Genomic DNA, 21,368 nt, shown 5'->3' on the forward strand with positions numbered 1-21,368 from the left:
TTATATCTTTTTAGACTTAAAAAATCAAGGAATATTCACTAGAGTCGATAAAATTAATTGAACAAAAATTTTATACATGTTATAATATTGCAAGAATTTTTAAATTATTGCTAATTATTCAATAAAAGCTGTATTATTAATATATAGAAATGAATAATATTAATAATACATTATAGTTTTGTTTTAAAAAATATTCGAGGAGATAATTTATATGAAAAATAATTTTAATAATATATATTTTATAGGCATTGGTGGAATAAGCATGAGCGGCTTAGCTGAATTAATGCTAGATGAAGGTTTATTCGTAGCTGGTTCTGATAAAAACGACTCACATATTGTTAAAAAACTTGCTAAAATGGGAGCAAAAATCCATTTAAATCATAATTCAGATCATATTACGGATGATATTGACCTGGTTGTTTATACATCTGCTATTTCTAATGATAATCCAGAATTGTTGAGAGCGTTGCAACTAAACTTAGCAATTATGGATAGAGCTGAATTTTTAGGATATGTAATGAAAAATTATCATAATTCTATTTGCGTTTCAGGTACTCATGGAAAAACAACTACTACTGGTATGTTATCATCAATACTTATTGAAACTGATTTAGAGCCTACAATTTTTTTAGGTGGAGAAATGGATTCAATTGGGGGTAACATAAAACATGGTTCAAATAATTTATTGCTAACTGAAGCATGCGAATATAAAAGAAATTTTCTAAAGTTTAACCCCACAATGGAATTAATACTAAATATCGATGTAGATCATCTTGACTATTATAAAGATTTACAGGATATAAAAAATGCCTTCTTAGAATATGCAAATAAGCTTCCGAAAAGTGGTGTTTTAATAGCTAATGTTGAAAACGAGAATCTTTTTAAAGATTTAAAATGTAATGTAGCAACATTTGGCAAGGAAAACAATGCAGATTTCTATGCAACAAACATAAAATATTTACCAACTCCTTCATATATGCTTATGAATAAGGGAAATAAACTTGTAGAAATAAATCTTCAAGTTTTTGGTGAACACAATATATTAAATTCAATTGCAGCTTCTGCAGCATGTGTAATGTTAGGAATAAGCGTAGAAAGCATAAAAAAAGGATTAGAAAATTTCAAAGGAACCCATAGAAGATATGAGTTCAAAGGTTTCTATAAGAATGCAGTAATAATTGACGACTATGCTCATCATCCAACAGAAATGAAAACAACCCTTCTCACAGCAAAAACTTATTCTCAAGGCAGAGTAATAACTATTTTTCAACCCCATACCTATTCAAGAACCATAGCACTGCTTGATGAATTTGCAGAAGCGTTGAAACTATCAGATGAAACTATACTACTTGATATCTATGCCGCTAGAGAAACTGATACTAGAGCTGTACATTCAAAAGATTTAGCAAATAAAATTAAAGAAGTAGGCGGAAATGTTATATATGCAAAAAGTTTCGAAGATGCCACTAACATATTAAATGATATGATAAGCAATGGTGACACAGTTATAACAATGGGTGCAGGAAATGTAAATACTATAGCAGAACATTTAATAGTAACTGAACAATAAGATAACAAAGGGACATATAATGTCCCTTTGTTATCTTATTTAGTGGTCCCTATTAGTTAAATATTTTGCTAATTCTATCAGTTTTTTTGCTTTTTCTCCAAATATTTGTAGACTATCTATTGCTTCTTGTGTAAACTTATTTACATCTTTTCTTGCCTTTTCAATTTCTACAAATGATAAATATGTCACCTTATCATTTGCTATATCGCTACCAATTGGCTTCCCAATTTTATCTTGTGTACCTTCAACATCTAATATATCATCTTCAATTTGAAATGCTATACCAATTTTCTCAGCGTATATCTCCAAAGCTTCAATTTCTCTTTCAGTTGCTCCACCTAAAACAGCACCTGCTAATACACTGCTTTTTATAATCGCACCTGTTTTGAGATAATACATATACTTTAATTCATCAACAGTTTTTATTTTTTCATTTCCATAAATATCAACTACTTGCCCGCCTATCATTCCATCTGCCCCTGATGACGTGCCTATAACAGAAAGTGCTTCAACTGCTTTCTTTGCATCTAAATTGTGCTTAATAATTGATTCCAATCCGATTTCAAAAGCTTTATTTAAAAGTGCATCACCAGCTAATATAGCAGTTGCTTCATCGTACATTTTATGGTTTGAAAGTCTACCCCTTCTATAATCATCATTATCCATAGCTGGCAAATCATCGTGTATTAGCGAATAAGTATGTATCATTTCCATAGCACAAGCAAAGGGAAGAATTGTTTCATCATTATCTTCAAAAATTTCATAGGTACCTAGCATAAGAATCGGTCTTAATCTTTTCCCTCCAGACATTAAACTATAAATCATTGATTCATAAATTAATTTTTGAGGATTATCTTTTAATTCTATAATATCCTTTAAACATTCATCAACTCGACTAACTTTTTCGTTCATCCATTTATTAAATTCCATTTATTATCAACCTCATTTATTAAAAATATCTCTAACTTTAATACAAGTCCAAACCTTCAATAATTTTTAATATTATAACACACATAGTTATAACTGTAAATGTGATAAATAAATTAAAAATGTATAAAAAAAAACAGGAGTTTTCCTGTTTTTTTCGCTCATACTCTATACTATATTAATTATTTCTAATTAATTATATTCTAGTTACGTTAGCTGCTTGGTCGCCTCTGTTGCCTTGTGTAATTTCAAAGCTTACCGCTTGACCTTCTTCTAATGATTTAAATCCATCTCCTTGGATAGCTGAGAAATGTACAAATACATCATCTCCGTCTTCTCTAGAAATAAATCCAAATCCTTTTTCTGCGTTGAACCATTTAACTGTACCTTTATTCATGGGGTACCTCCTGATTTTTATTTTTTTATACTCCATTGTAAATAAAAATTCACATATTTTTACAAATCATATATATACAAACAATATATATAATCTCTAAAAACATGTGAAATCTATAAATACATCTGTAATACATTTATATAATACCACAGATATTTGCATTTGTCAAATAGTTTTTTATATTTTTTTTAAATTTTAATGTGCTCAAGGCTTACTGTTTTCAACATATAAAATACATTTCATCACTTATAATATTTACATTTAAAAAAGACAATTCTTATAAAGAATTGTCTTGAATTTGCTTAATTATTTCAATTATATTCTTGAAACGTTAGCTGCTTGGTCGCCTCTGTTGCCTTGTGTAATTTCAAAGCTTACTGCTTGACCTTCTTCTAATGATTTAAATCCATCTCCTTGGATAGCTGAGAAATGTACAAATACATCATCTCCGTCTTCTCTAGAAATAAATCCAAATCCTTTTTCTGCGTTAAACCATTTAACTGTACCTTTATTCATGGGGTACCTCCTAATTTTTATTTTTTTATACTCCATTGTAAATAAAAATTCACATATTTTTACAAATTACATATACACTTAACATATATATAATCTCTAAAAACATGTGAAATCTATAAATACATCTGTAATACATTTATATAATAACATACTTTAATTTATCTGTCAATAGTTTTAATGAATTTTTGAAATTATTTTTTAAAAATTATTTTTGCTTATTTTTTTGTAACAATTCCATCATTATCAAATATTATATAGTGATATAAATAAATAAAATAAAAATATATTTTATGGAAGTGATTAAATGAATGTATTAAAATTTAAATCTTTTGATGATGTTGAAGATCAATCGTATCCAAGGACAGACATAAACAAACATCCCATTTGGAGTTCTCCACAATTTACCGATAACTCTAATTATCTTCAAGAATACTTAAAATCAATGATAGGAAGACTTGTAAAGGTAGATTTTTTAATTGGTAACGACAATCTAGTGTGTAAGGAGGGAATACTTAAGGAGATTGGTACAGATTACATAGTTCTCGAATTACTACAATCAAACGATTTGTTAGTAGGAGATTTATACTCTATAAGGTTTGTTCAAATAATTTAAAATGCAACGGGGACTGTCCCCGTTGCATTTGCTTATGCTTCCCAATCAGAATCATATTTGCCAAATTCTCCAGCTAACAACTCATCTGTATAATCTAGTATAATATTCTTTACTATAGTGTCCATAGTTCCCATGTCATCATCTTCGCTAAGCTCAGATTCTTTTAATATATCTTTAAATATACTGTATGCCCTATTGTACGAAATATTCATTTTGGATAGTTCATTAAGCATTTCTGGTGTTATAGATTTTTCAAATTCATCAAAGCTCATATTTTGAGCATACTTCTTTAACATAATTCACCTTCATTATTTATTTGTAATTATTATATTTATTTTCTCTCTAAATATTCATCATATGTCATTGATCTATCAAACATTCCATCTGGAGTAAGTTCAATTATCCTATTAGCTATAGTTTGTATAAATTGATGGTCGTGAGATGCAAATAATATAATTTGTTTAAAGTCAATTAGCCCATTATTTAGTGCTGTAATAGATTCAAGGTCTAAATGGTTTGTTGGTTGATCTAAAATCAACACATTTGATCCTGAAAGCATCATCCTAGAAAGCATGCATCTAACTTTTTCCCCACCTGATAATACATTCGCAGGTTTTAGTGCATCATCACCTGAAAATAACATACGTCCTAAAAACCCTCTTAAAAAGCTTTCAGATTGATCTTCGGAATATTGTCTCAACCAACTAACAAGGTCTAACGCACATCCTTCAAAAAATTCTGTATTATCCTTAGGAAAGTAAGATTTAGATATTGTTTGACCCCATTTTATCGTTCCAGAATCTGGTTCAAGTTCTCCAACTAAAATTTTAAATAATGTTGTCTGTGCAAGTTCATTTTCTCCAACAAATGCTATTTTATCATCGCGATTTATTCTGAATGATATATCTTTTAAGATTTCTACACCATCCATAGTTTTAGAAAGTCCTTCAACAGTTAAAATCTCATTTCCAACTTCTCTATCAGGAGTAAAACCTACAAAAGGATATCTCCTTGATGATGATGGCATTTCATCCATTGTAAGTTGATCCAACAACTTTCTTCTAGATGTTGCTTGTTTAGCTTTTGATTTATTAGCAGAGAAACGCTGAATAAAACTTTGTAAATCTTTAATTTTATCTTCTCTTTTTTTGTTTTGGTCTTTCATAAGTCTTTGCATCAACTGGCTTGATTCATACCAAAAATCATAGTTACCAACATACATCTTAATTTTTTTGAAATCTATATCTACTATATGAGTACAAACCGTATTTAAAAAGTGTCTATCATGAGATACAACTATTACTAAACCTTCAAAATCCATTAAGAAATCTTCTAACCATCTAACAGAATCAATATCTAAGTTGTTTGTTGGCTCATCTAGAAGTATTATCCCTGGTTTTCCAAAAAGTGCTTGAGCAAGCATTACTTTTACTTTATCTCCACCGTTCAAATCTCTCATATAAGAATAATGCATATCAGAACCGATTCCAAGTCCTTGCAATATTTGAGATATTTCAGTTTCAGCATCCCAACCATTCATTTCTGAAAATTCTCCTTCTAATTCAGATGCTCTAACTCCATCTTCATCAGAAAAATCTTCTTTAGCATATAGTGCATCTTTTTCAGTCATTATTTCATAAAGTCTTTTATTACCCATAATTACAGTATTCATTACAGTAAATTCATCATACTGAAAATGATCCTGCTTTAAAACTGACATTCTTATATTCGGAGGAATTGTTAATTCTCCTGATGTATAATCTATTTCACCAGATAGTATTTTTAAGAAAGTTGATTTTCCTGCGCCGTTTGCTCCTATGACTCCATAGCAGTTTCCTGGCACAAACTTAAGATTTACATCATCAAATAGTTTGCTACCCCCAAATTGGAGGCTTAAATTAGTTACTGTTATCATTTCTACATCCTTATCTTTTATTTGTATTACTATTTTTATTATAATTATATAATTTATTCTAATATCAAATTTAAATAAATTTAATATTAGAAATTGTTCTCGTTCATTACAAAAAGGATTTAGCGTGGTTCTCACACCAAACCCTATATGTTTAAAGTCAAAATCCTTATTATTGCTTATTAAAACAAAATAATGAATTATCTTGGATTTTTATTTAAAAAATCAGGTATTTTAAAATCAAATGGGTTTTCCTTAGATTTTTCTTGACTCTTACTATCTTTATTTGAACTATCTTTTACATCAATTTTGCCCTTTGAAGCATCTACTTTTATGCTATCAGCTGCTTTGGCATCGGTAAATCCTGTTGCAATTACAGTAATTTTAACAGCATCACCAACTGATTCATCAATATTAGCTCCGAAAATAATATTAGCTTCAGGGTCTGCCGCTTCCTCAATGAGTCTAGCTGCTTCATTTACTTCATGAATACCCATATTAATTCCACCTGTAATATTGAGAAGAACTCCTCTAGCTCCATTAATTGATGTTTCCAAAAGTGGACTTTGTATAGCTTGTTTAACAGCATTCAGTGCTCTATTTTCACCACTTGCTTGTCCTATACCCATGTGTGCTATACCTTGTCCCGACATAATTGTCTCCACATCAGCAAAGTCTAAATTCATTATAGCAGGTATCGCTATTAAATCTGAAATTCCTTGTATACCTTGTCTTAAAACATCATCAGCAAGTGAGAAAGCTTCAAGCATGGTAGTTTTTTTATCAGAAATTTCTAAAAGTTTATCATTTGGAATAACTACTAAGGTATCTATACTTTCTCTTAATTTTTTGAGTCCTAACTCAGCATTCTTCATTCGATTTCTTCCCTCAAACATAAAAGGCTTAGTCACGACTGCAACTGTAAGTATACCTTGAGATTTAGCAATATTGGCAATGTATGGAGCAGCACCTGTTCCAGTTCCACCACCCATTCCTGCAGTTATAAATACCATGTCTGCACCAGATACCAAATCTGCAATATCCGTTTTATTTTCTTCTGCTGCTTTTTCTCCAACTTCAGGTTTAGAACCAGCACCTAACCCACTTGTTAGTTTTTCACCTATTTGAAATTTTATTTCGGCTTTTGAAGAATGTAACGCTTGTTTATCAGTATTTACACTTATAAAAGTCACACCTCTTACGCCATCTTCTATCATTCTATTTACTGCGTTATTCCCCCCGCCACCAACACCTATGACTTTTATATTTGCTAGTTTTTCTGATGGCTCTTCAAATTGAAACATATATTGACCTCCTACACAAGAGAAATTTTTCATATTATAAAAAATATTATAGCATATATTTTTACATTTTCATACATCTTTTTATTGCCAATTACATAATATTATACTTTGTTATCACAAAGTCTAACATAATTTTAAAATTTTTATAAATATTATTACCAAAAGCGAAAACTGCCGCTAAATAAATAGGAAGACCGAGACGTTCTCCTATATATCCTAGAAATAAAGCAAATACTAAATCTGATACTAGATATAATGCAGATTTAAATATTTTAATTTCACCTTTTAGATTTTCACATAATATATTAAATATTGTATTTATCATAGCTAATATAGTAAGAGAAATATATACTATATATTCAGGATTATATGATACATTAAACTTCAACCCAACTACTACTCCTAATACTACACCCGCAATTACATAAAGCAAAAAAATCAACCCCTTTTAATTTATAATTTCCGTATATTTTATTTCATGCTCATCACCATAAAATTTTGGCATGACTAAATCATAGCTCATCATTGTTGTCACTTCCATTCCCCACTGATTCTTCAAAACATAAGCATATGTTCCTTCATCATTAACTGCGCTATATAAAGCATCTTGGTCACCAATGGCTCTAATAACAAATGGCGATGGAACTCCTTCTCCATTTATTTTCAAAATTGGGCCTGCACACACTACTTCTGATATATTAATAATTCTTTTTCCATTAACATCTATGGCTTCTGCACCAGCATTTTTTAAATCATTAAGTAAAACAGTTATATCAACATCATGTACTATTTTATCCATTATATCTATAGATTGGTCTTCACTTGTACTATCTGAAACCCTGAGCATAATACCTGGTCCCCTCACATCTGTAAATCCATTAAAAAATTTAAGTTCTTGTATTTCACTATTTATATTTATTATTTCATCTAAAAAATTGGAATTTACATCGCCTTGAAGTTTAGAATTTTCTTCTTCAATTGAAGCTCTTAAATTTTCAACTATCTCTCTCACATCATTTATGTTGCTTTCATATCTGTACAAATCTCTTAAATTATATATGCTATTTTCATCAATATCTGCATATGCACCTTTAACAATAAAGATGGTTGAAATAAATACAATGAAAAACATAAAGATTCTAGATGGTTTAATTTTAATTGTTACTCCCTCCCTTTGAACAATTGATTATTTTCTAATTATCAATTATTATTCAAGTTCACTTGAATCAACTGGAACTGCATACTTAAATTCTTTTTCACCATCATACCTATTTACCACTATCTCACTAAGATACTCAGTATTTATAGTAAATCCTATTTCATTCATCTGAGTTACAATTCCACCAACAAAATTCAACGAAGCCTCTATTGTCCTTGAGTTACCAATTGCCTTAATTTCAAGAGGTAATACTAATGCTACACCATTTACATTAATATGATCTAGAACCGGTACTATTTCTGTATAATTTGTATATCTTTGGCCATTAATAGATATCGCTTCAACTCCAGCATTATTTAAATAACTAATTAAAGCCAATATATACTGATGGCTATATGCGAGATTTACATATGAATTAGTATCTGAATCTATTGTAATTACTGCACCTGGACCTTTAACATCGTAATATCCTGACAAAATTTTTTGTTTACTTAATTCACCTTTTACTTCATTAATTTGATTTTCCTTAGCTATTGATTTTTCTTCACTAATTTTCACTTCTTCTCTCAGTCTATCTATTTCTTCCCTTAGTTTACTCTTTTCAACACTTAGTTCTGCGAGTTCTTTATTTAAGTTTCTTGTTTTTTCATCCTGTGTCGTATTGTCGCCAAGTATATTTTGAGTTGTTTGATATTGCATTATTATAAAAATACCTAATGCAATGCTTATAATAAATAATATTGCTTTTTGAACTGCTTTTTTCATTAAATATCCTCCCATTGAAAATCCTCTATGTATACAGGACTATCCCCTTTTGTAAAATCTATTAAATCTAATGTTACCGTTAAATTATTATTAAGTCTTTTATTAATAATTTCCATAGCAAATGAAATTTGATATTTTGCATCATCTTCTAAATTAATTTTTATTTTAGCTCCATATTCAGTATCTAAAAGAACTGCATTATCACTTAAAACTGTCAATTCATTAATTGTATCGCTACCAAATTCACTAAAACTATATTCTAAAGTTTTAAATACTGTATTTATATCATCTATTCCTTTAAACTCTACTGGTTCCCCTACATTGTATATCACATCAGTGAAACTTTCAATAGTTATTAATTTGCTTTTTTCATTATATACATTTAAAATTACACCATCTTTATCTATTATGATATATTCATTATTAAAGCTTATTTGATATTGTTCTTGTCTTTCATTTATTTCAATATATATTCTATCAGGAAGCTCATAGACTATTCTAGCTGTTTTAACATATATTTCTTTTTCAAGATTTTCCCTTACTTTAGATCTATCTACTTTAAATATTTTTTCTCCAAGTTCTATTCCTGATTTTTCAATTATATAGTCAGTTTCATAGGAAAAATTACCTACTATATCTATACCTTTGATATCTAAATAATCTGTTTTAAATGCAACATGGTAAATACAAAAAACAATAAATACAGCAGCTGAAAAAAAAGCTGCCGTACTAATAAAAGACTTCCTAATTTTTCTCTTTTTCTTTCGCTTTTTCTTTTGTTCCTTGCTTCTCTTAGCCATCGCTTTATCCTTGTTTATCTTTTGTTTGTCTTTGTTTTTGTTTTTCTCTTTAGTATTTTTTAATATTTAACTTTGTACATGTGAGAGAAATATAATATTTCATTCTGACTCAACGCACATTTTGTGAAATTGTACGAAATATTTAAAACAGTTTTGGCATCTTTAGCGTAGCGGATGATGCCATTGTTTTAATTATTGAAGTTACAATTTCCAAAATTTTAGTAGGAGGAATTAAATATTATATTTCTCACTACCTTCTACGTTAGGAGGAATTAAATATTATATTTCTGTTATTATTACTCCTAAACTCCTTAATTTATCCATAAATTTTTCATAACCTCTATTTATATGATAAATATCATTTACCTTTGTAGTTCCTTCAGCACCTATAGCTGCAATTACTAAAGCAGCACCACCTCGTAAATCCTTTGAATCAACTTCAGCACCATAAAGCCTTGGCACACCATTAATTACCGCAACTCTTCCTACAGTAGTTATATCAGCACCCATTTTTTTTAGTTCTGGCACATGCTTATATCTACTATCAAATACAGTCTCTTCAATAATTGTATTGCCATTTGCAGTTGCCATAGATGCCATAAATTGCGCTTGCATATCAGTAGGAAAACCTGGATAAGGTTGAGTAGAAACTTTTTCTAGAGAACGAAGGCGACCTCTATTGGTCACTACTATGGTTTCATGAGTTTCTCTAATTTCTAATCCTGCATCTTCATACAAGGATGTAATTGATTTAAAATGCTCTTTTTCAATATTTTTTATGTATATTTTACTCTTTAACGATGATGCAGCACTTAAATAAGTTCCAGCTTCTATACGATCCGAAATAATTTTGTATTCTAATATATCTTTTTCTTCATTCTTTTTACCTTCAATAACAATAGTTCCTGTACCTGCACCTCTTACAGAAAATCCACTTTTATTCAAAAAATTCTGCAAATCAACTATTTCAGGCTCTTTAGCAGCATTATATATAGTTGTATTGCCAGGTGCACTAACAGCAAATAACATTATATTTTCTGTAGCGCCTACACTTGGATAATCAAGCTGTATTTCGCATCCCTTTGGATTATTTACAGAACCAAATAATATTCCATTTTTCTCATGTATTTCCGCCCCTAATTTTCTTAATCCTTTCAAATGTAAATCAATTGGCCTGAGTCCAATTTCACAACCACCTGGAAATGCAACTTCAACATTTCCTGTTCTAGATAACACAGCCCCCATTAAAATAATTGAGGATCTAATTTTTTTTACTAGATTTTCTGGTACTGAGTGCGTATTCAATTCTCTTGTGTCAATTAAAGCAATACCATTATCATACTGGGTTTTACAACCCATGCTTGAAAGTATTTCAAACATCATCCTTACATCTTCAATATCGGGTATATTTTCAATTATGTATTCTCTACCAACAATAACAGTACTTGCTATAATAGGAAGTGCAGCATTTTTTGAACCACCTATTTCTACAATTCCTTCTAAATTATTTATTCCTTCTATAATAAAGCTTCCCATTTTATCCCTCCGCAACAAGTTACATACATAATATATGTTATGCAAACTTTCCTCACTTGTTACTTCATATAGCTTTACTGTTTACCAGATTTTGCATTGCTTCATATATTTTATCTTCCACATTAGTATTGCCAAGTTTCTTTGAATTCAAAGCCATTGTATTAAGTGTATTTTTATTTTCAATAATTTCCTCGATTGAGTTTATAAGAGTTATACCATCTAAATTCTTTTCAAGAATCACTTTAGCAGCACCCTTTTTTTCTAATGCCCTTGCATTATATTCTTGATGATTTTCTGCAGTATATGTTTTTGGAATTAATATAGAAGGAACTCCCACAGCTGTTATTTCAGCTATTGTAATCGCACCTGCGCTCCCAATGACAATATCACTAGCAGATAAAGCAGTTGGAGCATCATACATATAGTCCTTAATTTCAATATTATTTTTTATATCTAAGTTTCTTTGCTTTAGTTCTTCATTAAAGCTATCATACAACCTTTTTCCAGTTACATGAATAATCTTTATATTAATCTTACCACTATATCTTTTTATAACCTCTAACATTGCATTATTTAAGCTTACCTGTCCACCACTTCCACCAAATGAATATATTAAAATATCATCACTTTTTAAGTTGTAAAACTTTCTAGATTTTCTTCGATCTGCAACCAAGATATCTTTTCTCACAGGATTTCCTACCATAATTAATTTATGTCTAATATTTTCCGGGAAATAATTTCGTGCTTCATTAAAGCTTATTCCTATTAAATCAACTACCTTTGCTAGCAATTTATTTGTAACACCTGGAAAAACATTTTGTTCATGTATCATAGTTGGTATTTTCTTTAATGATGCTGCAAGAACAACTGGTCCACAAACATAACCACCAGTTCCTACAACTATATCTGGCTTAAATTCTTTAATTATTTTATTTGCTTCTATAACACCTTTAGCTGAAGCAAATAAAGTTTTTATATTCTCTAAACTTATTTTTCTACGTAGAAATTTAGCCGTTACTGACTTAAACTCAAAACCTTCTTTTGGAACAAGTTCACTTTCCATTCCTGTCTTTGTGCCTACATACAACACAATATTTGAATCATCCTTAGACTTAACTTTTTGAGCAATAGCCAAAGCAGGATTTATATGTCCACCTGTTCCTCCACCTGTTATTAAAACTCTCATAATTAATCCCATTCCTTCGTGCATAGCACAATAATTATTTATTACGAATTGGAATACTTAGAAATATTTAAAAGTATTCCCATTGATATCAGCAAAAACAAAAGTGACGAACCTCCAGCACTTATAAAAGGTAATGCTCTCCCGGTTGGTGGCATTGATGATGTTGAAACTGCAATATGTATTAAAAATTGAACTAAGACTAATGTAGTCATCCCAAGTGCTACCATTCCACCATAAAAATCAATATTATTCAATGCAATTCTAAGCCCTCTCCAAGCAAATATCACAAACAAAAGCATAATTACAACACACCCTATAAAACCTAATTCTTCGCCTATTATAGAAAAAATAAAATCATTATAAGGCTCTGGTAAATAAAAAAACTTTTGTCTGCTTTTTCCTATACCCATACCAAAAAGTCCTCCGGTACCTAAAGCATACAAAGATTGAACTATTTGCCATCCTTCATTTTGCATATATTTAAATGGGTCAAAAAAAACAATTACCCTAGTAATTCTATAAGGCTGCATGGCAATCAAAACAACAACACCTGCAATACCAGCCAAAACCGTTCCTACTAAATGACGTATCTTAGCTCCAGCACAAAAGAACATTACTATCAAAGTCAATCCCAAAATAATAGATGTACTTAAGTCATCTTGAATAGCTATTAATCCACAAAACAATCCTATGGCAAGCATAGATGGAATAAAGCCTTTTTTAAATTCACCAATATGTTTTCGATTTCTATCAAAGAAATCTGCCATATATAAAACTCCACCTATTTTTATTATTTCAGATGGCTGAACATTTAATCCTGCAATATTTATCCATCTTTGAGCACCATTAGAAGCTACACCGATAACTAGCGTTAACAATGCTGAACCAACGCAAGTAAAAAGTATAATTTTATTTAATCGTCCATATATTTTATAATGTATGTTTGAAACAAATATCATGGCTACTAATCCTAAAACGGCTGCAAATACCTGTTTTTTTAAGAAATAAAAAGGTTGACCATTAAATTTATAATAACCATCAGGATAGCTCGAACTATACACCATCAAAAAGCCAATTAAAACTAATACTACTATTACAAGCACTAAAATCCAATCAACAGATTTTTTATTAACTTTTCGTGCACTCTCCATAATATTTTACCCTTTCCTTAAAGTCTTTACCTCTTACCTCATAGTTAGGGTACATTCCCCAACTTGCACATGCGGGAGAAAGTACGACATTATCACCTTTACAGCTTAATTCAAAACATTTTTTTACTGCTTCATCCATATTACAAACCCTGTGTATATTATCAAACCCGTGTTTGCGAGCACATTTTTCAATTTCATCTGCTGTCTGACCCAATAATACCAATGCTTTTACTTTATTATCAAAAGAATCTATAAACTCATCATACTTAGATTTTTTATCATACCCTCCTGCAATAAGAATTATTGGTTTTTCAATACCCTGAACTGCTTTTATAGAAGCGTCAGGATTAGTTCCTTTTGAATCATTGTAAAACTTAACTTCATTGTATTCACCAGAAAACTCTAACCTATGTTCTACACCTTTAAACTCTTTTAATACTAGAGCTATAGTTTCAGGTTTAATGCCAAGCGCTATAGACGCACCTGCAGCTGCAAGAGCATTTTCAACATTGTGTTTACCTGGTATAAATATGTCACTAATATCAACAATAAAAGAAGTAGCATTTTCATTTTTATATATCATTTTACCATCTTTAACAAAAATTCCATTTTCTAAAGTTCTTTCTGCACTAAAAAATATTATTTTTGCTTTAATATTTTTACTATAATTTCTAATGGTTTCATCTTCATAATTTAGTATTGCATAATCATTTTCATCTTGATTTCTAACATTATTAAACTTAGTTTCTATATAATTTTCTATAGTATTATGGAAATCTAAATGATCCGGGCTTATATTAGTTAATACACTAATATGTGGCTTAAAATTATATGTACCTGCTAGTTGAAAACTACTTGTTTCTGCAACTAGAATTTCATCTGATCCTGCATTTAAGGTATCATAAAACATACCATATCCAATATTGCCTGTTAGCTTATATTTTTTACCACTTTCTTTTATTATTTCTCCAATTAAAGTTGTTGTTGTCGTTTTACCATTTGTACCTGTTATAGATACTATAGTAGATTTGTTAATCATATACGATGCCTCAATGTCACTTATAACTTTGATGTTTTTTTTGTTTAATTTTTGAATCAAAGGCATATCATACTTTATTCCGGGACTTTTAATAGCTAATTCTACATCTCCTATATTTAAATCATCATTTGCAAAATAGTACTTTGCATCTATGCCCTCAAGCTCATTTAACCTTTCAGTTAATTTTTCTTTTGGTGATTCATCATAAACAAGAATTTGAGCATTAAGTGCATTTAATCCCTTTACGCATGCAACTCCCGAAACACCAAGACCTATAACAAGTATTTTTTTATTTTCTATACACATTTTAAACCTCTCATCTCCTATTAAAAAAGCCGTCTAATAAATTTTATGTTGTTAAATAAAATAAATTCCTATAAACGCTAATATTACTGTAATAAACCAAAAAACACCTACAACTTTTGTTTCTTTCCATCCACACATTTCAAAATGATGGTGAAGAGGTGCCATTTTAAATATTCTTTTTCTAGTTTTCTTAAAATACGCAACTTGAATTATAACTGATAAAGCCTCTGCAAAATATATTCCACCTATAATTGGAATAACAAGTATTAAATTAGTCATAACAGCAACTGCTGCCACTGCTCCACCCAATGCAAGTGACCCTGTATCACCCATAAAAACTTTAGCTGGATGCGCATTATGTTTTAAAAATCCCAAGCACGAACCTGATACAGAAGCACTAATTATTGCTATGCCTTGATACGCTTCGTTAGTAGATATCCGAGTGTTTGCAATTAAGCTAAATGCAGCCATAACTATTAGTGTAACACCAGTATTAAGCCCATCTAACCCATCTGTTAAATTTACTGCATTTACTATTCCCAAAACAACAAATACAGTAAATGGTATATACAATACTCCCAAATCTATATATGTATTAATAAATGGAATTAATAGTATTGTTTTATTTACACTGAATCTCGAACCGTAAACAGCAAGCAAAACTGCAAAAATCAACTGTCCAATAATTTTTTGATATGCCCTTAAACCTAAATTTCTTTTTAGTACTACTTTAATGTAATCATCAACAAACCCAATGAAACCAAATCCTACTATGAAAAATGTTACTACAATTATTTCTTTTGAATAATATCCGCTTGTTGCTATTGATATTACAATTCCAAGTATTATTAAAACTCCACCCATTGTAGGCGTACCTGATTTAGCTAAATGTGACTTAGGTCCCTCCTCTCGGATGCTTTGTCCAACTTTTAATCTCTTTAATAAAGGGATAATTACAGGACCTAAAAATAATACTATTAAGAATGAAACTGTAATTACCCTAATGACTAGTATGCTATCTTGCATTTTTCTCTCCTTAATTCGATCTTAGTTCTTTCTTAAGCCATGTTTTTGTTCAATTTCTTTAATCGCCCTTTTAGCAATGGTTGTTTCATCATATGGAATTTTTTCGACTCCCATATCCTGATATGGCTCTGTTGATTTTCCCGCTAGTAATATTACATCTTTACTCTGGTAATTGTCAATAGCATAATATATCGCTTCATCGCGCTCAATTATAATTTTATATTTACCACCTGATTTTTCAACACCTTGTGCAATTTCCATACATATATCATACGGATTTTCAAATCTTGGATTATCTGATGTCAATATACTTAAATCGCAATATTTACCAGATATTTCACCCATTGGTGCACGCCTTGATAAATCTCTTTCTCCTCCAGCCCCAAACATAACTATTTTTCTTGCTTCAGCAAATTCATTTATAGTATCCATTACTTTTTGCAAACCATCTGGTGTATGTGCAAAATCTAATATTACTGTGCAATCCAAAGCTGTTTCTAATATTTGAAATCTACCTGTTACACCTTTAAATTCACTTAGTGAATTAACTATATCATTTAAATCTACTCCAAGAGAATATGCTGCCCCAAGAGCACCTAAAGAATTCAGCACACTAAATTTACCTGGAGTTTTTACATGAATCTTTTTAATTATTCCTTTAATATTACAATCAAAACTTGTTCCCTTCATTGTAGTAATGAGATTAGATGCCTTTATATCTGCCTCATTATCTATTCCATATGACATAGCTTTTATACCATCATCTATAAGTTCTTTATAAAGTCTTTCACCATATGGATCATCAATATTTATAATATTATTTGTCTTAGTTTTATAAAAAAGTTTTTTCTTAGCATTATAATAATTTTCCATAGTTTTATGAAAATCTAAATGATCTCTTGTTAAATTAGTAAATATTCCAACATCTATTGAAATTTCGTCCACTCTATTTAATTCAAGGGCATGCGATGAAACTTCCATAAAGCAATGTGTAATTGATTTTTCTACCATTTTACTTAAATAATTTTGATTATCTGTTGACTCAGGAGTAGTATTATCAGTTTTTATTTTTTCGCCATCAATTAAAGTACCCATTGTACCAATTATACCAGACTTTTCTTTTAAATAATCATATATTCCCTTTAACAAATATGTTGTACTTGTCTTACCATTAGTTCCTGTTATTCCTATAATATTTATTTTTTTCGAAGGATAACCATATATTACATTTGCAACTGATGCCATGGAAGCTCTTGACGATTTTACTAACAAGAAATTACTAATATCTTTTAAATTATCTGGAATATATTCACATATTACAGCTGATGCTCCATTTTTTATTGCATCACTTATATACTTGTGTCCATTGGCTGTGAATCCTTTTATAGCAACAAAAATATCTCCTTGTTTTACCTTTTTAGAATCACAAGATATTCCGGTAATATCTATTTCATTATTTCCAGTATAATTTTCATACTCTATTTCTTTTAACAAATCAATTATATACATATTTGAACTCCTCTTTTTATTGTAAGCTATTTTAGCAATTTTATCATATTTAAAATGCAACTTCAATTATGAAATTAGTATTTCAAAAATAAAGTTGCATTACTCTAGTTTAATATTAATGTAATAACAGAATTTTTTACAACTTTCTCTCCTGCTTTAGGAAATTGAGATTTAACAATTTTATCTGCTTCTATTTCTATTGTTATGTTGCTTGTCAAATTCGCTTTTATTAATTTTTTGGTTGCTTCTGCAATTGTAAGTCCCAATAAATTAGGCACTTCAACAGTTTGAGCATCAACTCCACTTAGCTCCTCTTCAGTATATACAGGTTCAACATCATAATATTTCATTATATTCTCTAACAAATCTGCCGCAACAGGACCTGCTACTATACTTCCATAATATCCAATATTTCTATCTGGTTCATCAACCATTACCAATACTACAGCTTTAGGATCATCAACAGGGGCTACCCCTACAAAAGATGATATAAACTTGCCATCTGGATAAGTTCCATTTATAACTTTTTGTGCAGTTCCTGATTTACCACCTATTCTATAACCCATCCTATATGCTTGCTTTGTTCCTGCTTCAGCTGATTCCCTCATAAGTTGAAGCATTGTCTTTGAAGTTTGTTCTGATACAACTTTTCTTCTCACCACTGTATCAAAATTTTCAACTACATTTCCATCCTCATCAATTAGTTGTTTAACAATCCTAGGCTCTAATAAATTTCCACCATTAGAAAGTGCTGAAACAGCTGTAACCAACTGTATTGGTGTAAGTGTAACTCCTTGACCAAATGCCTGTGTAACTACATCTACATCTTTCATATTTTCAGGATGCTTCACCAGACCTGGTGCCTCACCATTTAATTTAATACCTGATACTTCTTCAAGTCCAAAGGACCTTAAGTATTTGTAAAATGGGTCTTTACCTATATCTAAACCTATCTGTGCTAATGCATCATTACATGAATGTTGTAACGCTTCTGATAATGTCTGCTTACCATGCGGATTATAATACCTCCAACATTTAATGTTTTCTCCTGGAATTTGTTTAACATAGCCATCACAAAAATAAGTTGATTCTAAAGTTGCTGCATTTTCCTCAAGAGCTGTGGCAACTGTCAACAATTTAAACGTTGAACCAGGTTCATATATATCATTAACTGCAGGATTTCTCCACATATCAAACCAAGATTCTTGAAGTTCTTTTCCAGATAATGATTTCCACTGTTCTTGCAAATCTTTATCTGTAGGTATTTTGGGATCATTTGGGTCATAATCTGGTTTACTTGCTAATGCGAGTACATCACCATTATTTGGATCCATAACAACTATTGTGGCCCTCTTTGCATTATAATCACTTTTTACCTTTTCTGCAGCTGACTCTGCAAAATGTTGTATAACTTCGTCTATGGTCAAAACAACACCTAGACCATCTTGCGATTCATAATATTCGTTGTAACCAAAAGGAAGTTCTCTTCCATTAGCATCTGTATTTACAACCATCCTACCTGGAATACCCGTCAAATATTCGTTATATGTAGCTTCTACACCATATAGCCCGTCTTGGTCAACATTTGTAAAACCCAAAACATATGGAGCAAAACTCCCATATGGATAAACTCTTTTATTATCCTCTATTATGTTAATACCACTTAGCTCTGCTTCTCTTATTTGAGCAGCCTGCTCATCTGTTATCCATTTTTTCAAAATAACATATGAAGTATTAGAGGTTATTTTTTTAAGAATTTCATCATAATTCATTTCTAAAATCGAAGCTAAACTTTCTGCGATTTGCTCTGGAGTTTTAATGTTTTTTGCTACTTCCTCTTTATTAGAGCTCTCTTCTTGATTAAAAAACGATTTATTTATACCTCTTAAAATTGAAGTAATGAACCCTCCCTTTGAAGATGAAGATTCCGCCTCAATTAATTTCGAGCCTTTTTTTACATCTGCAGGAAAGCAAGTTACTGTATTTGAATTCACACTAACAGCTAATTTCTTCCCTCTTGAATCGTATATAGTTCCTCGTTTTGCACTTATTGTAATGTCTCTTGCCCAATTTTCCATGGCTGCTTTTTTATATTCATTTCCTTTAATTAGTTGAATATAACCTAATCTTATAATCAAAGCAACTGTAGTTAAAAAAAAGCAAACTAAAAAAACCAACATTCTTTTTTTATTTCGAAGGTCAGTACTTCCTCTTTCCTTACGCCTTCTCATATGGAAGCCTCCTTTACTGAATAAATCCAATCACCTTGTCTATTAATCCATATAGTTGATTTCGACTGCTTTCTACAGTTATATCAGTATTTTCTTCAGTTTGACCATATGCAAAATCTATAAAAACTGTTTGTTTTCTAGTTGGGTAGTTCATACCTAAATAAGTTTTTGCCATTTCTTCAATCTTGTTTGTGTTTTTGATACTTTCCAAAGATACATTGTATTCATCTATATCGTTATTTAGTGCTGCAATTTCTTCATTAATTTTGTTGATTTCCATTTTCTTATCTGTTATAACAGCATAATTATAAATAATTATAATTCCTAAAACAAATGCAATGGCAACCATAGCTGTATTTTTAAAGCTTTCTATAACTATTCTATTTTTATTTTTAGTTTTTATTCTCTTTTTCTTTAGATTATAATCAAGATGCTCCTGTTCATATACAATTGTTTCTTTCCTCAAAGCAGACATTTAACTCACCTACATCCTTTCGCCTATTCTAAGCTTTGCACTGCGTGATCTATTGTTTTCATTAAGTTCATCTTGCGATGGCACCATTGGCTTCCTTGTAATAATCTTTAATTTTCGCCTATGATCACAAATGCACTTTGGAAACTCTGGAGGGCAAATGCAATCCTTATTCAAGTCAACAAATGTATTTTTTATTATTCTATCTTCTAACGAATGAAATGTTATGACACATATCCTACCACCTACATTTAAGAAATCAACTGCTTTTCTCATTGTATTTTCAAGTATTTCGAGTTCCTTATTAACTTCAATTCTAATTGCTTGAAATGTCCTCTTGGCAGGATGAGAACCTTCTTGTCTAACCTGTTTTGGTATTGCTTTTTTTATAATGCTTACTAACTGTCCTGTTGTTTCTATAAATTCATATTCTCTTTCTTGAACTATAAACTTAGCAATTCTAGCTGCCCAATTTTCTTCTCCATAGTCCCTTAATATTCGTACAAGTTCATTTTCCTCATAACCATTTACTATATGACGAGCAGTCGTAGTTTGATTCTTGTCCATCCTCATATCAAGCGGCATATCATGGTTATAACTAAATCCTCTTTCTGGTATATCTAATTGAAAAGATGAAACACCTAAATCAAATAAAATTCCATCTACTTTATCTATTTTCAGTTCATTTAATACTTCATCAATATTGTGAAAGTTGTTTTTCACTGGTATAAAATTCTTAAAATCCTTCAATTTTTCTGATGCTTTTCCTATAGCATAATCATCTTGGTCAATCCCTATTACTTTCCCATTTGTTACTCTTTTTAGGATTTCGTAAGTATGTCCTCCCCCGCCTAAAGTTGCATCAACGTAAATTCCATCAGGTTTTATATTTAATCCATCAATTGATTCCCTTAATAAAACTGATTTATGGGTATACTCCATGCCAATT

At 30.2% G+C, this 21,368-nt stretch carries 21 protein-coding genes; 2 read left to right on the forward strand and 19 right to left on the reverse strand.

Going from position 1 to position 21,368, the window contains the following annotated elements; translation table 11 throughout:
* Positions 1-211: 211 nt before the first annotated feature.
* Positions 212-1,570: a UDP-N-acetylmuramate--L-alanine ligase gene (gene murC, locus J2Z76_RS00095; protein WP_209509952.1), complete on the forward strand. Its 1,359-nt coding sequence runs from the start codon at positions 212-214 to the stop codon at positions 1,568-1,570.
* Between the two features lie 39 nt (positions 1,571-1,609).
* Here murC and J2Z76_RS00100 read toward each other — a convergent pair whose 3' ends face one another.
* The 3 genes from J2Z76_RS00100 to J2Z76_RS00110 form a co-directional block, all read right to left on the reverse strand.
* Positions 1,610-2,500 carry a polyprenyl synthetase family protein gene (locus tag J2Z76_RS00100; RefSeq protein ID WP_209509953.1) on the reverse strand — a complete coding sequence of 297 codons (891 nt, stop codon included), beginning with the start codon at positions 2,498-2,500 and terminating at the stop codon, positions 1,610-1,612.
* A gap of 193 nt (positions 2,501-2,693) precedes the next feature.
* Positions 2,694-2,894: a cold-shock protein gene (locus tag J2Z76_RS00105; protein ID WP_209509954.1), complete on the reverse strand. Its 201-nt coding sequence runs from the start codon at positions 2,892-2,894 to the stop codon at positions 2,694-2,696.
* A 315-nt stretch (positions 2,895-3,209) separates the two neighbouring features.
* Positions 3,210-3,410, reverse strand: a complete 201-nt coding sequence (locus J2Z76_RS00110; RefSeq protein ID WP_209509955.1) for a cold-shock protein — start codon at positions 3,408-3,410, stop codon at positions 3,210-3,212.
* 304 nt (positions 3,411-3,714) lie between these two features.
* On the opposite strand from J2Z76_RS00110, the gene J2Z76_RS00115 reads away from it, so the two are divergent.
* Positions 3,715-4,023: a hypothetical protein gene (locus J2Z76_RS00115; protein ID WP_209509956.1), complete on the forward strand. Its 309-nt coding sequence runs from the start codon at positions 3,715-3,717 to the stop codon at positions 4,021-4,023.
* A gap of 32 nt (positions 4,024-4,055) precedes the next feature.
* On the opposite strand, the gene J2Z76_RS00120 is transcribed toward J2Z76_RS00115, so the two are convergent.
* The 16 genes from J2Z76_RS00120 to rsmH form a co-directional block, all read right to left on the reverse strand.
* On the reverse strand, positions 4,056-4,319 hold the full coding sequence (locus J2Z76_RS00120) for a hypothetical protein (RefSeq protein ID WP_209509957.1): 264 nt from the start codon (positions 4,317-4,319) through the stop codon (positions 4,056-4,058).
* 35 nt (positions 4,320-4,354) lie between these two features.
* Complete coding sequence (locus J2Z76_RS00125) at positions 4,355-5,938, reverse strand: ABC-F family ATP-binding cassette domain-containing protein (protein ID WP_209509958.1); 1,584 nt, start codon at positions 5,936-5,938, stop codon at positions 4,355-4,357.
* Between the two features lie 197 nt (positions 5,939-6,135).
* On the reverse strand, positions 6,136-7,239 hold the full coding sequence (gene ftsZ / locus J2Z76_RS00130; protein ID WP_209509959.1) for a cell division protein FtsZ: 1,104 nt from the start codon (positions 7,237-7,239) through the stop codon (positions 6,136-6,138).
* 91 nt (positions 7,240-7,330) lie between these two features.
* Positions 7,331-7,672, reverse strand: a complete 342-nt coding sequence (locus J2Z76_RS00135) for a DUF1290 domain-containing protein (protein WP_209509960.1) — start codon at positions 7,670-7,672, stop codon at positions 7,331-7,333.
* Between the two features lie 15 nt (positions 7,673-7,687).
* Positions 7,688-8,371 (reverse strand): DUF881 domain-containing protein, encoded by a 684-nt coding sequence (locus J2Z76_RS00140; protein ID WP_209509961.1) that lies wholly within the window; start codon positions 8,369-8,371, stop codon positions 7,688-7,690.
* A gap of 75 nt (positions 8,372-8,446) precedes the next feature.
* Positions 8,447-9,163 (reverse strand): DUF881 domain-containing protein, encoded by a 717-nt coding sequence (locus tag J2Z76_RS00145; protein WP_209509962.1) that lies wholly within the window; start codon positions 9,161-9,163, stop codon positions 8,447-8,449.
* On the reverse strand, positions 9,163-9,963 hold the full coding sequence (locus J2Z76_RS00150; protein ID WP_209509963.1) for a cell division protein FtsQ/DivIB: 801 nt from the start codon (positions 9,961-9,963) through the stop codon (positions 9,163-9,165). Before J2Z76_RS00150 ends, J2Z76_RS00145 begins: the two co-directional genes overlap by 1 nt.
* A gap of 279 nt (positions 9,964-10,242) precedes the next feature.
* Complete coding sequence (gene murA, locus J2Z76_RS00155; RefSeq protein WP_209509964.1) at positions 10,243-11,499, reverse strand: UDP-N-acetylglucosamine 1-carboxyvinyltransferase; 1,257 nt, start codon at positions 11,497-11,499, stop codon at positions 10,243-10,245.
* A gap of 64 nt (positions 11,500-11,563) precedes the next feature.
* Positions 11,564-12,685, reverse strand: coding sequence for an undecaprenyldiphospho-muramoylpentapeptide beta-N-acetylglucosaminyltransferase (gene murG / locus J2Z76_RS00160; RefSeq protein WP_209509965.1), 1,122 nt, complete (start codon positions 12,683-12,685; stop codon positions 11,564-11,566).
* 41 nt (positions 12,686-12,726) lie between these two features.
* The gene (ftsW, locus tag J2Z76_RS00165; protein WP_209509966.1) at positions 12,727-13,836 is read right to left on the reverse strand and encodes a putative lipid II flippase FtsW; all 1,110 of its coding nucleotides are present in this window, start codon (positions 13,834-13,836) and stop codon (positions 12,727-12,729) included.
* Complete coding sequence (gene murD / locus J2Z76_RS00170; protein WP_209509967.1) at positions 13,814-15,181, reverse strand: UDP-N-acetylmuramoyl-L-alanine--D-glutamate ligase; 1,368 nt, start codon at positions 15,179-15,181, stop codon at positions 13,814-13,816. Before murD ends, ftsW begins: the two co-directional genes overlap by 23 nt.
* Before the next feature lie 51 nt (positions 15,182-15,232).
* Positions 15,233-16,207 (reverse strand): phospho-N-acetylmuramoyl-pentapeptide-transferase, encoded by a 975-nt coding sequence (mraY, locus tag J2Z76_RS00175; protein WP_209509968.1) that lies wholly within the window; start codon positions 16,205-16,207, stop codon positions 15,233-15,235.
* A 21-nt stretch (positions 16,208-16,228) separates the two neighbouring features.
* On the reverse strand, positions 16,229-17,716 hold the full coding sequence (locus J2Z76_RS00180; RefSeq protein WP_209509969.1) for a UDP-N-acetylmuramoyl-L-alanyl-D-glutamate--2,6-diaminopimelate ligase: 1,488 nt from the start codon (positions 17,714-17,716) through the stop codon (positions 16,229-16,231).
* Positions 17,717-17,820: 104 nt separating this feature from the next.
* On the reverse strand, positions 17,821-19,947 hold the full coding sequence (locus J2Z76_RS00185; protein WP_209509970.1) for a penicillin-binding transpeptidase domain-containing protein: 2,127 nt from the start codon (positions 19,945-19,947) through the stop codon (positions 17,821-17,823).
* Between the two features lie 13 nt (positions 19,948-19,960).
* Positions 19,961-20,422, reverse strand: a complete 462-nt coding sequence (locus tag J2Z76_RS00190; RefSeq protein WP_209509971.1) for an FtsL-like putative cell division protein — start codon at positions 20,420-20,422, stop codon at positions 19,961-19,963.
* A gap of 9 nt (positions 20,423-20,431) precedes the next feature.
* Positions 20,432-21,361, reverse strand: a complete 930-nt coding sequence (gene rsmH, locus J2Z76_RS00195; protein WP_209509972.1) for a 16S rRNA (cytosine(1402)-N(4))-methyltransferase RsmH — start codon at positions 21,359-21,361, stop codon at positions 20,432-20,434.
* Positions 21,362-21,368: the final 7 nt, after the last annotated feature.

Origin of the sequence: Sedimentibacter acidaminivorans, from assembly GCF_017873955.1 — a bacterium.
GTDB lineage: Bacteria > Bacillota > Clostridia > Tissierellales > Sedimentibacteraceae > Sedimentibacter > Sedimentibacter acidaminivorans.

Bases quoted from the DNA above. Each gene is read 5' to 3' on its own strand.
- J2Z76_RS00140 (WP_209509961.1), bottom strand. From the start codon at position 8,371: ATGTTTTTCATTGTATTTATTTCAACCATCTTTATTGTTAAAGGTGCA.
- rsmH (WP_209509972.1), bottom strand. From the start codon at position 21,361: ATGGAGTATACCCATAAATCAGTTTTATTAAGGGAATCAATTGATGGA.
- murC (WP_209509952.1), top strand. From the start codon at position 212: ATGAAAAATAATTTTAATAATATATATTTTATAGGCATTGGTGGAATA.
- mraY (WP_209509968.1), bottom strand. From the start codon at position 16,207: ATGCAAGATAGCATACTAGTCATTAGGGTAATTACAGTTTCATTCTTA.
- ftsW (WP_209509966.1), bottom strand. From the start codon at position 13,836: ATGGAGAGTGCACGAAAAGTTAATAAAAAATCTGTTGATTGGATTTTA.
- murG (WP_209509965.1), bottom strand. From the start codon at position 12,685: ATGAGAGTTTTAATAACAGGTGGAGGAACAGGTGGACATATAAATCCT.
- J2Z76_RS00115 (WP_209509956.1), top strand. From the start codon at position 3,715: ATGAATGTATTAAAATTTAAATCTTTTGATGATGTTGAAGATCAATCG.
- J2Z76_RS00100 (WP_209509953.1), bottom strand. From the start codon at position 2,500: ATGGAATTTAATAAATGGATGAACGAAAAAGTTAGTCGAGTTGATGAA.
- J2Z76_RS00150 (WP_209509963.1), bottom strand. From the start codon at position 9,963: ATGGCTAAGAGAAGCAAGGAACAAAAGAAAAAGCGAAAGAAAAAGAGA.
- J2Z76_RS00145 (WP_209509962.1), bottom strand. From the start codon at position 9,163: ATGAAAAAAGCAGTTCAAAAAGCAATATTATTTATTATAAGCATTGCA.
- murD (WP_209509967.1), bottom strand. From the start codon at position 15,181: ATGTGTATAGAAAATAAAAAAATACTTGTTATAGGTCTTGGTGTTTCG.
- J2Z76_RS00190 (WP_209509971.1), bottom strand. From the start codon at position 20,422: ATGTCTGCTTTGAGGAAAGAAACAATTGTATATGAACAGGAGCATCTT.
- ftsZ (WP_209509959.1), bottom strand. From the start codon at position 7,239: ATGTTTCAATTTGAAGAGCCATCAGAAAAACTAGCAAATATAAAAGTC.
- J2Z76_RS00120 (WP_209509957.1), bottom strand. From the start codon at position 4,319: ATGTTAAAGAAGTATGCTCAAAATATGAGCTTTGATGAATTTGAAAAA.
- J2Z76_RS00185 (WP_209509970.1), bottom strand. From the start codon at position 19,947: ATGAGAAGGCGTAAGGAAAGAGGAAGTACTGACCTTCGAAATAAAAAA.
- J2Z76_RS00105 (WP_209509954.1), bottom strand. From the start codon at position 2,894: ATGAATAAAGGTACAGTTAAATGGTTCAACGCAGAAAAAGGATTTGGA.
- J2Z76_RS00125 (WP_209509958.1), bottom strand. From the start codon at position 5,938: ATGATAACAGTAACTAATTTAAGCCTCCAATTTGGGGGTAGCAAACTA.
- murA (WP_209509964.1), bottom strand. From the start codon at position 11,499: ATGGGAAGCTTTATTATAGAAGGAATAAATAATTTAGAAGGAATTGTA.
- J2Z76_RS00110 (WP_209509955.1), bottom strand. From the start codon at position 3,410: ATGAATAAAGGTACAGTTAAATGGTTTAACGCAGAAAAAGGATTTGGA.
- J2Z76_RS00180 (WP_209509969.1), bottom strand. From the start codon at position 17,716: ATGTATATAATTGATTTGTTAAAAGAAATAGAGTATGAAAATTATACT.